General features: G+C 30.8%; 11 protein-coding genes. 9 read left to right on the forward strand and 2 right to left on the reverse strand.

Annotated elements, in window-relative coordinates; all coding sequences use genetic code 11:
* Window positions 1–2: 2 nt before the first annotated feature.
* Window positions 3–1,157, forward strand: a complete 1,155-nt coding sequence (locus KQI89_RS12355) for an exo-beta-N-acetylmuramidase NamZ family protein (RefSeq protein WP_216457322.1) — start codon at window positions 3–5, stop codon at window positions 1,155–1,157.
* A gap of 137 nt (window positions 1,158–1,294) precedes the next feature.
* Here KQI89_RS12355 and KQI89_RS12360 read toward each other — a convergent pair whose 3' ends face one another.
* Window positions 1,295–3,256, reverse strand: coding sequence for a family 10 glycosylhydrolase (locus KQI89_RS12360; protein WP_216457323.1), 1,962 nt, complete (start codon window positions 3,254–3,256; stop codon window positions 1,295–1,297).
* A gap of 430 nt (window positions 3,257–3,686) precedes the next feature.
* On the opposite strand from KQI89_RS12360, the gene KQI89_RS12365 reads away from it, so the two are divergent.
* The 7 genes from KQI89_RS12365 (at window position 3,687) to KQI89_RS12395 (ending at window position 11,875) form a co-directional block, all read left to right on the forward strand.
* Complete coding sequence (locus tag KQI89_RS12365; protein ID WP_216457324.1) at window positions 3,687–4,661, forward strand: LCP family protein; 975 nt, start codon at window positions 3,687–3,689, stop codon at window positions 4,659–4,661.
* A gap of 120 nt (window positions 4,662–4,781) precedes the next feature.
* Window positions 4,782–5,714, forward strand: coding sequence for an ABC transporter ATP-binding protein (locus KQI89_RS12370; protein WP_216457325.1), 933 nt, complete (start codon window positions 4,782–4,784; stop codon window positions 5,712–5,714).
* Between the two features lie 16 nt (window positions 5,715–5,730).
* Window positions 5,731–6,876, forward strand: coding sequence for an ABC transporter permease (locus KQI89_RS12375; protein WP_216457326.1), 1,146 nt, complete (start codon window positions 5,731–5,733; stop codon window positions 6,874–6,876).
* Window positions 6,873–7,985: an ABC transporter permease gene (locus tag KQI89_RS12380; RefSeq protein ID WP_216457327.1), complete on the forward strand. Its 1,113-nt coding sequence runs from the start codon at window positions 6,873–6,875 to the stop codon at window positions 7,983–7,985. Before KQI89_RS12375 ends, KQI89_RS12380 begins: the two co-directional genes overlap by 4 nt.
* A 226-nt stretch (window positions 7,986–8,211) precedes the next feature.
* On the forward strand, window positions 8,212–9,297 hold the full coding sequence (locus tag KQI89_RS12385) for a sensor histidine kinase (protein WP_216457328.1): 1,086 nt from the start codon (window positions 8,212–8,214) through the stop codon (window positions 9,295–9,297).
* Between the two features lie 59 nt (window positions 9,298–9,356).
* Entirely contained in the window at window positions 9,357–9,992 is a 636-nt protein-coding gene (locus KQI89_RS12390; protein WP_216457329.1) for a response regulator transcription factor, read from the forward strand.
* Window positions 9,993–9,994: 2 nt separating this feature from the next.
* Window positions 9,995–11,875, forward strand: coding sequence for a M6 family metalloprotease domain-containing protein (locus KQI89_RS12395; protein WP_216457330.1), 1,881 nt, complete (start codon window positions 9,995–9,997; stop codon window positions 11,873–11,875).
* A 52-nt stretch (window positions 11,876–11,927) separates the two neighbouring features.
* Here KQI89_RS12395 and brnQ read toward each other — a convergent pair whose 3' ends face one another.
* On the reverse strand, window positions 11,928–13,223 hold the full coding sequence (gene brnQ, locus KQI89_RS12400) for a branched-chain amino acid transport system II carrier protein (protein WP_216457331.1): 1,296 nt from the start codon (window positions 13,221–13,223) through the stop codon (window positions 11,928–11,930).
* A 366-nt stretch (window positions 13,224–13,589) separates the two neighbouring features.
* On the opposite strand from brnQ, the gene KQI89_RS12405 reads away from it, so the two are divergent.
* On the forward strand, window positions 13,590–13,931 hold the full coding sequence (locus KQI89_RS12405) for a single-stranded DNA-binding protein (RefSeq protein WP_032122590.1): 342 nt from the start codon (window positions 13,590–13,592) through the stop codon (window positions 13,929–13,931).
* The last annotated feature ends 6 nt before the right edge of the window (window positions 13,932–13,937 follow it).

A 13,937-nucleotide genomic window follows, 5' to 3' on the forward strand; every position in this document is an offset into this window, starting at 1 on the left:
ATATGAATAAACTTAAGGTTTTAAATGGTATTGATAATATAGAAAAAAACATAGACTTATTTAAAGGAAAGAAATTAGGTCTTGTTACTACACCTACAGGAGTTAATAAAAACTTTGAAAGTACCATAGATGTGCTATATAAGAATTTTAACTTGAAATATCTTTATTCTCCTGAACATGGTATAAGAGGTAATCTTCAGGCTGGGGCTACTGTAGGAACGTATATAGATGAAAGGACAGGACTTACAGTGTATAGTCTTTATGGAGAAAATAAAAAGCCTAGTAAGGATATGATTGAAGATATAGATACTATGGTTTTTGATATGCAGGACATAGGATCAAGATATTATACCTTCATTTATACCATGGCTTACTGCATGGAAGCTTGTGCTGAAAATAATAAAGAGTTTATAGTTCTAGATAGGATAAACCCATTAGGTGGAGAGGTAGTTGAAGGGAATATACTAAAAAGTGAATATTCTTCTTTCGTAGGATTATATCCCATACCTGTTAGATATGGACTAACTTCTGGGGAACTGGCTCTTTATATTAATAAGGAATTTAATATAAATTGTGATCTAAAGATTGTAAAAGTTCAGGGCTGGAGTAGAGTGCAATATGCTGATGATACAGACTTATTATGGATAAACCCATCCCCTAATATGCCTTCTATAGAATCTGCATTAATATATAATGGAACTTGTTTATTTGAGGGAACTAATTTATCAGAAGGTAGAGGAACCACTAAACCTTTTGAATTTATAGGAGCTCCTTTTGTAGATGGAGAAAAGTTGTGCAAGTATATGGAAGATTTAAAGTTGCCTGGAGTAAAGTTTAGACCTATATACTTTGTGCCTACCTTCTCAAAGAATGTAGGAGAACTTTGTGAAGGAGTGCAAGTTCATGTTACGGATAAGAGACAATATAGATCCGTGGATGTAGGAATATATATGCTTCATTATATAGCTAATACTTATAAGGATAAGTTTCAATGGATAACATCTGAAGATTTTAATAATAGACACTTTATAGATTTATTAGCTGGCACAGATGAAATCAGAACTACGGATTTTAATCCCAAGGATTTATTAGAAAAGTGGCATAAGGAAAGTGAAGAGTTTAAGAATAAAAAGGAAGCTTATCATATATATAAATAAACAGAGTTCTAAGCTTTATCCAGGGAGGTAGCTGATCTTTATTCCAACTTTGAAGAAGATGGAAGGATTAGAGCGGGTAGTCGTGGGATAAAAATTTAAGGTAGCAACTGTCTATAGTTGCTACCTTTTGCTAGGTATTATTTTCTTTTTCTTAATATTGTTCCTGCCAGTATAGAGGTAAGTCCAAGTAATAATGCAGCACTAGTTCCTATGGGAGAACCTGTCTTTGGAAGCTTTGAACTTATAATCTTTGATGGTTCTGTAGTGTTATTATTAGTAGTACTATCTGATCCAGTGTTATCCGTTGAATCAGTACTATCAGCTGGAGTTTCCATAGCATTGTCTTCAGAAGAATCCTTGTCTCCAGTATCTGGAGTTACAGGAGTAGCATCTAATTTGTAGGATACTTCCGTAACAGCACTTTCATTGTGTATTCTATCTAGTGAAGTTACAGCATAAACATAAGCTTTTGAACTATCAGCGTCTTTGTCTATAAATTGTATGTTGTTATCTGTTCTTCTAACTTTAGCTACTATATTTGAGGAGTCATTAGTGTTACCCAATTTATCTCCCTCAAAACGATAAACTACATAGTATGAAGAATCGTTATTAGCATCCTCCTTCCAAGTTAGTTCAAGTCCAGAATCGATTTTGTTTACAGCTAGTTCTAGTGGACTATTTGGAGCTTTATTATCTATCCAAGGCATAGCTGGAACTATAGCTTTTGTATTAAAGTATTGTTCTCTCATTACATCTGTAACACCTAATTCGTTAGTACGTAAATGCTTCAAGCTAAAGAAAGAACTTCCCTTTATACTTTTGTACATTGTATTGAATTTAAGTTGATTAGGTATTTCTTCTGGGTTATGCCAATCCTTGTCCCATTTTGCGTCTATATGTTTATAGTTAGGATGTCCTACATAAAGATGACAGTTAGTTCCCTTAACTACTTCTGCCCACCAATCAGCTATTTCACCATAAGGAGCTGCTGTAGTGCTGAAAGCCCAGTAAATTTGTGGAGTTATATAATCTATCCATCCTTCTTTTACCCATTTTCTAGTGTCTGCATAGTTATCATCATAACTAGCGGTGGAGTCTACTGGGGTATGAGAACCATCTCCTTCAGGACTTCCACCAGGGTGAACCTCATAGTGCCCCCAGATTCCAAAAGGACTTATACCAAACTTAACATAGGGTTTTTCTGATTTAATGGATTTAGATATATTTTTAATCAAGTTATTAACATTATCACGTCTAAAGTCTTTAATATCCTCAAAATCTTTTCCATACTTCTCAAAAGAAGACTTGTCCTCTTCTTTATCGCCAAATATTACAGGATTACCTTCTCTTGTAACTTTGTAAGGATAGAAATAGTCATCAAAATGTATTGCATCTACATCATATTTTTTTACTACTTCTAATATGCTATCCTCTACAAATTTTTGAACTTCAGGTAAAGCTGGATCTAATATTAATTTATTATCAAATCTTATTAAATACTCAGGATGTTTTTTAGCAAAGTTATCATCAGACAATTTAGCTAATTCTTCTTCAAGAACTTGTTCCGTTGGCTTTTTCCAATCAAAAGCGTGAGATACTCTGTAAGGGTTGAACCATGCATGGAATTCCATGTTTCTCTTATGAGTTTCCTCTATCATCCATGGCATTGGGTCCCAACCAGGATCTTTTCCTTGCTCTCCAGCTAGGAATACAGACCAAGGATTTAAATCAGATTTATAAAAAGCGTCATTCATAGGTCTAACTTGAAAAGTTACAGCATTTAAATTTAAAGCTTCAAAATCTTCAAGAACCTTTAAGTATTCTTTTTTAAATTCTGCCTCTGTTAAACCTTGTTTTGAAGGAAAATCTAAGTTAGATACTGTAGACACCCAAGTGCTTCTAAATTGTTCCTTTGGGTGAGTAAAGTTTTTTGGTATTTTGATCTCTTTATGATGTAGTAGAATTGGATCTTTAGTACCAAATTTATGTATAGGTACAAGTTCTTCTTCTGCAAAGGTTTTCTTTGCGAATAAGGTTGAAATAGATAGAGTTAATGTCATAGCTAAAGCTATATTTCTCAAAAATTTCTTGCTCTTCATAATCCTACCCCCTATAGATTTTTTTACTATAAGTATTATATCAAAATAAGAAAACATTTTCAATAATAAAAGTTAATTGTGAAACAAAGTTTTATAGTGAAAGATATTGCCGAAAAATATTGCTGTGTTTTGTTTTATTCCAAAGAATTTTATCTGTTTATTATGCATAGGTGAGTTAAATAGCCTAATGCTATATTCCAAACCTTTCTTTATATAGTATAATAAGAGATGGCACTGGAAAAATAATAAACATAATTGAATATAGGATATAGATTCTCTAGAGAAAAGACTTTAGATCTAAAGTTTAGAAGTTATAGTTAAGGATTGTAAGAGAGGTAGCTAAAACATAGCCTTTCCTTATTAAAACAGTTAACTTTATGAGATTTAATGCGTATAATTATAATGAGATTAATAAAAGAGGTGCAAACAGATGAGAAAGAAAAAGAAAAGGGGCTTCCTTGGAAGATTGATTTGTTTTATATTGATAGTGGCTTTGTTTTCTTCTGCATTTTTCACTTATTTTGGGTACTTGCAGTTTAAAAAGGTAAAGAATGTGAAATTACCTAAAAGTGATGAGGAGCTTAAAATAGATAGTGATAGGAACAACATAGCGGGAGAAGACTTAGGAAAAAGGCATAATGTTAAAAATATACTGCTATTAGGTGTAGACAAACAAGAGGATGCATCAGATAGTATAATAGTATTTTCTTTGGATAGTACTTCTAATACTGTAAAGATGTCTTCACTTATGAGAGATAGCTATATAGAATTTGGAAAAGATAAGATAAACAAACTTAATTATGCATATCATTATGGTGGACCTGAATTGGCAGTAAAAACTGTAAATGAAAATTATAAATTAGACATAAGAGATTATATAAAGGTAGACTTTGGCTCCCTTGATAAAATTGTAGACGCCTTTGGCGGGGTAGATATAGAGGTTAAAAAAGAAGAACTTAAACTACTTAATGATTATGTTTGGGAGATTGCAAGCATTGAGAAAACTGAACCTAAGTATCTCAAAGCTGCAGGGGTTCAAAGGTTAAATGGGCAACAGGCTGTTGCATATTGTAGAATAAGATATGTAGGAAAGAATGATGAAGAAAGAACAGAGAGGCAAAGAAGAGTTCTAAAAAGCTTATTTAGCAGGGTTAAAGACATATCCCCTACTTCTTATCCACAATTATTATCAGATATATCATCCTATATAGAAACTAGTTTAGATTATAATGAATTATTATTTATGGCACCTAAAATTGTACTTTATGGAAGTAAAGATATAAAGGAAACAAGAGTGCCTTATGATGGTTTGAAAAGTGATGCTACTATAAAAGGCATATATTATTTAAAATGGGATGTAGAGAAAAATCTACAGAAGTTCCATAAGTTCTTATATTTTGAATAAACAAAAGGCTATGACATTTGTCATAGCCTTTTGTTATTTATATCACTATTTATATATGGTGTAATGAAATATTATATAAGTATAAGATTAAGAGATTAGAAAAGAATAGGAGGATTTAATATGATAGTTGAAATAAAAAATTTAGTTAAGAGATACGGTGAAATGCTTGCTATAGATAACTTAAATTTAGATATAAAAGAAGGGGACATATTTGGACTGTTAGGGCCTAACGGAGCAGGAAAAACTACGCTTATAAATTCTATGATAGGTTTAACAAAGGTAGATAGTGGAAGTGTAAATATATTTGGAAAAAATATAAAAGATGAGATCATGGATATAAAGAAAAACTTAGGTATAGTACCACAGGAAATAGCTCTTTATGAAGAACTTACAGCTTATGAAAACCTTATGTTTTTTGGAAGACTATATGACCTTAAAGGAAGTGCTTTAAAAACAGCTGCTAAGGAAGCACTTGAATTCACGGGGATATGGGATAGAAAAGACCAAATTGTTAAAGAATATTCTGGTGGAATGAAAAGAAGATTAAATATAGCTTGTGCTATAATCCATAGACCTAAGCTCATAATTATGGATGAACCTACTGTAGGTATAGATCCTCAATCAAGAAACCATATATTAAATTCTGTTAAAACACTTAGAGAAGAGGGGGCTACAATAATTTACACATCTCATTACATGGAGGAAGTGGAGAGTATTTGTAATAATGTAGCAATACTAGATAAGGGAAGAGTTATAGCTTTAGGTAGTAAAGAAGAGTTAAAAGATTTTGTTTATACAGAGGAAAGAATAAATGTAAAGATTATTAATGCTAACTTTACTATGGTAGAAGGTATAAAGGCTATTGAGGGGATTAAACATTGTGAATTAGAAGGGGACATGCTAAATATTATAGCGGAAAAAAATAAAATAAGTATATCAGCTGTATTAACTATAATAGAAGAGAGTGGCGCAGAAATCCTATCCTTTAATATAGAAAAGCCTACATTGGAAAGTGTATTTTTAACTCTTACTGGAAGAAAATTAAGAGATTAAGGAGGCTGACTATAATATGAAAATATTGACTATAGCATATTACGATGTAAAGAGATTTTTAAGAGATAAAAAAACTTTAGGATATATGATTTTTCTACCTATAATTTTAATTGCTATTTTAGGTACTGCACTAAGTTCAGTGTTTGAAATAAATAATATGGATAAAATCAATGTAGCCTATGTAAATGAAGATGAAGGAGAGTATTCAAAAGGATTTGACGAATTTTTAGAGTACAAAGAGATAAAAGAAATAGTAAGTTATAGAAAGGTAGCCACACTAGGAGAAGGAGAAAAACTTCTAAGGGATAAAGAAGTAAAAGGGATAATATATATTGGAGAAGATTACAGTAGAAGGATTAAAGCTGGAGATAAAACTTTCATAGAGGTAGTTGGAAAAGATAGTTCTAGTTTTAGTTATATAGTTCTTAAAAATATTATAGAAAGTTATGTTCAACAGGTAAACGCCTATAAGGCAATGAGTAGCATAAATATGGAGAGAATAAAGTTTGATAGAACAGAGGTTTTAAAGGATAACCCTATTACTTCTAAAGGGAAGAAACCTTCCGCTATGGATTATTATGCCGTTACAATGCTTGTTATGATTATACTATATGGAGCTAATTATGGAGCAGGGGCTATGGCAGAAGGAAGGATGTCGCCAATAGGTAGAAGAATTCAGGCATCACCTTTAAGATCCTTAGATGTAGTATTTGGTAAAACCATAGGGGCTATATTTTCTATGAGTTGGCAGATACTGACCTTAGTTCTTTTTTCTAAGTTTGTTTTTAAAGCTAATTTTGGAAGTAATATAATGCAAGTTTTATTTATATGTTTTATAGCTACTCTATTTTCTATATCTTTAGGAATACTCATATGTAGCATATTTAAGGAAGAAGCATTAGTAAGTAAAATAATAAGTATACTTGTACCCATATTTACTTTAGTATCAGGTGGTTATGTTAAGATAAATATGCCAGATTCAGGTAGTATCTTGTCAAAGATAACGAAACTTTCTCCAAGCTACTTAGCTCAAAAGGCTATATTTGGTAGTATATATGAAGGTAGTGCCCTAGAGATAAGAAATTCTATTTTAATACTTTTAGGATTTTCTTTAATATTTTTCCTAATTTCAATTATATTTGAGAGGAGGGCAAGAGCATGACTATATTAATTAACAATATAAGACGTATAACAAAGGATAAGATGGCTTTAGTGGGTATGTTAATTTGGCCACTTATGTTGATGCTCTTTGTATCTTTTAGGTTATCAAACGTAAAGGTAAGCAATATAGGATTTATAGATGAAGATAACACAAAGGTTACTGGAGTTATTAAGGAAAAGTTAGGCGAACTTTCTAAAGTTGCAGTATATAATGTAAAAGAAGAGGATATAAAAGAAAAGCTTATAAATGAAGATTTAGATTATATAATTCATTTAGAAAAAGGCTATACTGATAAATTGTTTAAAGGTGAAAATCCTGTAATTAACAGTTATAGTATAAGTGAAACAAATACACAAATTCCTATTAAGATATTTATAGAGAATTACGGCAATATAATAAATAACATGGCATATACATCAGAGGGAGATGAAAGTAAATTTTATGAAGGATTAAAGAATTATGAAGAAGGTATCCTTAAGGTTTCGGATAAGCTTATTAATGAAAGTAGTGAAAATAACGCAATGATACTTCAGGTTCTTGGATTTTTAGTAATGGGAGTACTTTCCCTTGGAATCATGGGATGTTCTTTTATAGTGGAAGATAGAGCAAAGAACATGTATGGACGAATATTTACCTCTCCTATAACAATTAAAAGTTATATGTTTCAAAATATTCTTAGCGGAATATTAATAGCATTTGTACAGATTACTATTTTAATGGGATGTTTAAAATTTATGTTAAAGGTGGATTTAAGTTACGAGTTTTTACAGTTATATTTGATTATGCTACTATTTGGGTTAGTTTCAGTATCTTTGGGTACCTTTATAAATAGCATAGCTAAAAGCACAAGACAATTTTCTCTTATAGGGACTTTAATTTTAACTCCATTTTGCATGTTAGGTGGATGTTTTTGGCCAAGAGAAATAATGCCAAAGATTTTAAGAAATATTTCTAATTTTGTGCCTACCACCTGGGCTATAGAGGCATCTAAAAAAGTATTATTTGGAGATAATATTGTAAAATTAACTTATGAAATAGGAATAATGCTACTGTTTACCTTGGTTTTCTTCTTACTAAGTTCTTGGAAAACAGTGGAGATAAATAAATAAGATAAAAATAAACAGAGTTCTTGCATTTAGAGGGAGTTTTTACTCCCTCTAAAGCTTAGAAATCGTTATCCAGGGACGTAGCTGCTCTTGAAGAAGATGGGAGTATTAGAGCAGGTAGTCATCAGATAAATGGAGGCTATTTATGTAGTCTCCATTTATTTAGTTTACTTTATATGATAATATTATATTAAAAATACATAATTTGAAATTAAGAGGATTGATTTTTATGAAAAAGATATGGTTTAATTTTATCATATTATTTTTTTATATTATAGAGATTATTATGGGGGAGAGCATTAAGGAATTTCATGTAATTTTACTACTTTTTTTTCTATGCATTGATGTATTTAGAGAAAAGTATTTCAATAATAACATATCTAGAACAGTAGAAGCTATAAGCATTTTTTTTATTATGCTAATGGATATAAAAGCCGTTTTATTATTAGGGATTTTTATTATTGATGTGGAAGAGGAAGGAAACAAAGTATTTCCCCTACTATCCTTTGGCTTAGGCATAGGATTTTTATTATATAAAAGACAATACAATTACCTGCCTTCATACGCTCTCTATGCCTTTTTATGCTTTATTATAGGTATAGAGAGGAAAAAGTTTAGTTATATTAATAATCTATATAAAAGTACTCATGACAAGGAAAGAAGATATATATACGAACTTGAGAGTACTAAGCAAAAGTTAATGAATTCTTCAAGAGAAATAGTATATCTTACAGAAGCTAAAGAGAGAAATAGGATAGCCAGAACTCTACATGATAATTTAGGACATAAAATAGCAGGAATACTTATGCAGCTACAGGCTTCTAGAAGGGTGGCATTAAAAGACCAAGATAAGATGCTGCAGCTTTTAGACAAGTCTATTGAAGGGTTGTCATCATCTTTAGAGCTAATAAGGGATACGGTACATAATATTAAACCTAAAGAAAATATAGGCATAGAATATATTAAAAAGTTAATAGAGGATTTTAACTATTGCAATGTAGAATTTAAATATAAAGGGGATTTTAATAATGTAAATTCCTTTGAGATGCAAATAATTACATCAACTTTAAAAGAAGCTTTAACTAACATATCTAAATATTCAAAGGCTTCCAAGGTGAATATAGAAATAGATGCAAACGTAAATTTTATAAGGATTTATATAAAAGATAATGGAGTAGGAGCTGAAAATATCAAAGAGGGGCTTGGTATTAGCGGTATGAAGGAGAGACTTAAAAACATAGGAGGAAATCTGTCTATTTCTTCACAGGATGGATTTATCATAGTAGGAATTATGCCAAGAATAAGTAATGAATAAGCTACTGTAAGGGCTTAAAAGCTCTTATCACTAGGTATTATAGAAAGGTAGGTGCTTATATGAAAATATTAATTGTAGATGATGACTCGCTTATAAGAGAAGGCTTAAAGATAATATTAGAAAATGAAGAGGATTTTGAAGTAGTGGGTTTAGCCTCTAATGGACAAGAAGCCTTTGAACTCTGTAAAGAAACAAGTCCTCATATGGTAATAATGGATATAAGAATGCCTATAATGGACGGAGTTCTTGGTACTAAACTTATAAAGGAAAATTTTAAGGATGTTAAAGTGGTCATGCTCACTACCTTTAAGGATGAGGAATATATAAAAGAAGCCATAAAAAATGGAGCAGAGGGATATATATTAAAAAGTCAACCAGCAGATTCAATAATAGAAACTTTAAGAATTATAAGCAAGGGAAATGTAGTTTTTGAAAAGGAAGTTATAAAGAGCTTATCTAATATGATTAAGAATGAAAAGGACAAACCTAATATAAAAAATATGGATTTGTCTGAAAGGGAGCTAGAAGTTTTAAAGCATGTAGGTCAGGGGCTTTCAAATAAAGAAATAGGTTTAAAACTTTACTTAACTGAGGGGACTGTTAGAAACTATGTAACTAAATTATTAGAAAAGCTAGAATTAAGGGATAGAACACAACTTGCTATATTTTATGTTAAAAATTTAGAGAGGAGCTAAGTATGGAGAAATGGTGTTTAAAAAATAAATTTAATAAGAGCTTATTTTTCATAAGTTTATTTCTATTTAGTGCTTTTTATTTTCATGAAGCTTTGGCAATGCCCTCAGCAGAGAATTATATGAAATTATCTCAACCCTCAGGTAGTGAATTTTTGGTAAAAAGGGTTGGAGACGAATGGTTTAATTATTATCTATCTCAGGATGGATATATATTAACGAAAGACTCTAATGGCTTTTTTTGCTATTCTTATTTAGATAATTATGAGTTAAAATCTCTAGAAGAAAGATACTCAATAGATTTACCAAGTTCAGAGGCATTAAAGCATGCAGATATAAGAGATAAAAATCTTGGAGTCTATTATAGAAATAAAAAAAAGGGAGTGACTTTTAAAAGAGGAAACTTAATGGAAAGTACTCTTCCACACCTTTATAATAGTTCTTATACACAAGATATCAAGCCAATTATGGATTTTGAAAGAAATATATTGGTGATTTTAGTGGAATTCCAGGATAGAGAGCTATCTTATGGAGAAGAGAAATGGCAAGATTTATTTTTTTCTGACAGGGGTAAATCAGTAAAATCTTATTATAAAGAAGTTTCGGGAGGAAAGTTAAATTTTAATGCTGCTAAAGAAAATTATGGACAAGCTAATGATGGAATAGTTAAAGTAAAGTTGGATAGGAATCATCCAAATTTTAAAGAAGATTTTGGAGGAGAAGATGGTCCAAGGGAACTGGTTCGTGAGGCTTTAATTGCTTCAGATACATATGTAGATTATTCAGTTTTTGATGAAAATAAAGACGGGTACATATCTAAAGAGGAACTTAATATAATTTTAGTGGTTGCTGGGTATGATTCCAGTGTGAGTTATGATAAGTCACCGGGAATTTGGGCTCATAGTTGGTCTTTACCTAGTTCATCCTTAGAGTTAGACGGTATAAAGGACTTAGCTGGTATAAATTGTGGATATACTATGCAAGGAGAGATGCATTATGATCATCAGGCTACCTTAGGAGTATTTTGCCACGAAATAGGACACATATTAGGATTGCCAGATCTTTATGATACTGATTACAGTTCTCAAGGGGTAGGTATACATAGTCTCATGGGCTCAGGTGGCTGGGGAAAAGTTAAAGGAGAAAGTTCTGGAGAGACTCCCACTCATCTAGATGCTTGGTCTAAAGTAAAATTAGGACTAATTAATCCTAAAACCATATTGAATAATGGTGAATATAGCCTTAGGGATTTTTCTTATGGAGGAGATATATTAAAGATTCCTACAGATACCATAGGAGAATACTTTTTAGTGGAAAATAGGCAGTTTAAAGGCTTTGATAGAGGGCTTAGTGATTCCGTTAAGTCAGGTGGTATTGCTATTTGGCACATAGATGATAATGTGGTGAGGGCAAAAAATTCTTATAATACTGTAAATGATGATGAAAATCATAAGGGAGTAGATTTAGAAGAAGCGGATGAAGCTATTGTTGGACGAAGAAACTTAGATCAGCCATTTTTATTTGATAAAATTGATAGTTATTTTAGAGCGGGCTTTGTAAGTAAGTTTAATAAAGATACCCTGCCTAATAGTAGATTATATTCTGGTAAGGAAAGTAATGTTAGTATAGAGATAAAAGGGGGTACTTTAGATTCTATAAATGTACAAGTTTCATTGGCAGGAGGGGATGAGGATTTCATTCCAGAGGACTTAAATGGAGATGGAGTAGTTAATTTTGAAGATCTAAATATTATACTAAACTATTATAATTTAACAAAGGAAGAACCTCTATATTCTATAAAGTACGACTTGAATAAAGATGGAATAATAGATATATATGATGTAGTGTTAATTTCAAATAAAATCAAAGAGGAGCCTCATAACTAGGTTATGAGGCTCCTTATTAATTTACAATATAAAAATTATGATAAGCTATATTTTAAACCCTATTCGTAGAAAAGCCTACATATAAATAGGATAAAATAAACATTATTACGGTTGGAATTAACCATGCAAAACCACTAGAATATAGAGGTATGTATTTTATAAACTTAATGATACCGATATTTAACATAGATAAAGATTTTGTTGAAGATATAGTACTAATTACACTAAATATTAAAGTGGTATAAACCGTTACTTTAAATATAAAATTATCCTTTATCCTATCTTTTAGGAATGTAAGCATTATTAAAGTTATAGCTATAGGATATAGTATGTCTAGAATAGGACCTGCTAATTTTACTATGCTCTCTACTCCAGAGGAACCTATTATTATACCAGAAATACTTATTACTATTGCATTTAACTTATAAGGTAGCTTTCCTTTACTCAAGCTTTCAAAGAAAGAGGATCCAGAGGATATAAGACCTACAGAGGTTGTAAAGCAAGCTACTCCAATGGCAAGTCCTATTAATATACTTCCTAGATAACCTAAGGTTCTTCTTGATATTTCAAGGAGAAGATAGGTTTTAGAGATATCACTTTGAAACATGCTACTAGTTTGAGCACCTAAATGCATTAATCCGGAATATACAAGGGCTAATCCTATTATAGCAATGGCTCCAGATTTTAATGTCATAGTCATAACTTCCTTACCCTTATAACCCTTATCTAAAACAGCTTTAAAGGTTATAGAGGCAAAAACTATAGAGCTTAAGGCGTCCATAGTTTGATATCCTTCCTTAAAGCCTGTTGAGAATGCACTGCTTTTGCCAGTATCTATAAGAGGTGCTAAAGGATATAATATGGATTTTATAATTAATATAGCTAAACTAGTTAATAGTATAGGAGTTAAAAATTTACCTATAAGATCCATAACCTTAGATGGTCTTAATATAAATACTAAATTTAAAGCAAAGTATATAATAACTGCTGTTAGGGAAGGCATCCAAGGAAATATTGGTTGTATAGCAAGTTCATAAGTTGTAGCTGCAGTTCTAGGTATAGCAAGCATTGGACCTATAGTTAAAAATAATGAAACAGAGAATATTTTAGTGAAAATAGATCCTACAGGGGCACCTATATTTTCAAAGTTTCCTTGAACTTTTGTACAGGCTAATATACCTAAAAGTGGTAAACCTACTCCTGTAAGTATAAAGCCTAGAGCTGAAATAATATACTTATCTCCAAATAGATGGCCTAAATAAGGAGGGAATATTAAATTACCAGCTCCAAAAAACATGGCAAATAGAGCGAACCCTATTATGGTTATGTCCTTTGTGGATTTTTTCATAAGTCACCTCATCTTCTTATTTTATCTATGATTTTTAATTAAATGGATTAGAAATTTATTTTTATTAAAAACAAATTTCTTTAATATTAAGTGATTTTAGAATATCTATTATGCTAATTAATCATAATTAACATCTTAGACAAACTATATGAATATGGTAACATCTTAATTATGATAATTCAACAATGATTTTGAAGGTTATTAAATAAATTTAAAATTATTTATTAAAATATTTGATAATATAGTATCAAATGTGTGGTTAAAGTAAAAAAATTGTAAGGTATTTAGTTTGTAAGATGTAATGTATAAAAAGGAATATGATGGTTATAATCTTAAAAGAAATGAAGTTAAATTTTGGAGGTTAGTATGAATAAAATTCTATTAGTTGGAAGATTAGTAAAAGACCCAGAACTTAAGGTTTTTGAACAGGATGAAAGAATGGTTGCTAGATTTGTTGTAGCAGTAAATAGAAATTATAAAAATTCAGAAGGCGAAAACAAAGCAGACTTTATACCTGTATCTGTATGGGGACGAAGAGCAGAAATTATATCAAAATATCTTCAAAAGGGCAGTTTTATAAGTGTTAGTGGAAGATTAAAAACTGGAAGCTATGAGGACAAAGAAGGTAATAAGAGATATACCTATGAAGTAGTAGCTGAGGACTTTCACTTTGTAGAAAATAGAAAAAAAGAAGAAATGGCTCAATAAAAAACA

Source organism: Clostridium simiarum (assembly GCF_018919175.1).
Lineage (GTDB): Bacteria > Bacillota > Clostridia > Clostridiales > Clostridiaceae > Clostridium_L > Clostridium_L simiarum.